Source organism: Pseudoalteromonas sp. SR45-5, assembly GCF_014163565.1.
In the GTDB taxonomy this organism is placed as follows: Bacteria; Pseudomonadota; Gammaproteobacteria; order Enterobacterales; family Alteromonadaceae; genus Pseudoalteromonas; species Pseudoalteromonas distincta.
The window spans coordinates 1-766 of sequence record NZ_JACJDN010001017.1 but is presented as its reverse complement, the minus strand read 5'-3'; the positions used below and the strand labels follow the sequence as shown (position 1 = coordinate 766).

Annotated in this window: 1 protein-coding gene; it reads left to right on the top strand. The window is 38.5% G+C overall.

Going from position 1 to position 766, the window contains the following annotated elements; genetic code table 11:
• A partial coding sequence (locus H5072_RS20755) for an alanine:cation symporter family protein (protein WP_182694675.1) occupies nucleotides 1–766 on the top strand: 766 nt, incomplete at both ends.

Here is a 766-nt window from a genome sequence, read left to right as displayed (position 1 = left end):
AGATAAAGTAGCTGATATATTCTATTTAATTATTAGTGATGCATTTACTGCACAGGCTGGTTTTGGTGCCGCTATTGGTTGGGGCGTAAAGCGTGGTATATATTCTAATGAAGCTGGCCAAGGTAGTGGGCCTCATGCTGCAGCCGCTGCAGAGGTTGATCACCCAGCTCAACAGGGTTTAGTACAAGCTTTTTCGGTTTATGTTGATACCATTTTTGTGTGTACTGCAACAGCATTAATGATTTTAATAACGCAGCAATATAATGTTGTGGGTGATTTACCAGCAGGACAGTTTATTGTACAAAATGTCGATGCAGCGACTGAAGTAGGCTCAGCAGCCTTTACTCAAATGGCTTTATTTAGTGTATTTGGCAGCTTTGGACAAGCATTTGTCGGTATTGCATTATTCTTCTTTGCCTTTACCACAATACTTGCTTATTACTTCATTGCAGAGACAAATATTGCTTACTTAAATCGTTACTTTAAAGGCAATATCCCGCTTGTCCTTGTGAAATTTGTGATTATGTTCATGGTTGCATACGGTATGGTTAATAATTCAGGTTATATTTGGACTATTGGAGATATTGGCGTTGGCTTAATGGCTTGGATTAACATATTGGGTATTTTAGCTATTTTCTTTGTAGCTAAGCCAGCTTTGTTATGTTTGAGCGATTATGAGGATCAGAAGAAAAAAGGCGGAAAAATCACATTTGACCCAGTTAAATTAGGGATTAAAAACGCCTCGTTTTGGGAAAAGCGTCTAGAG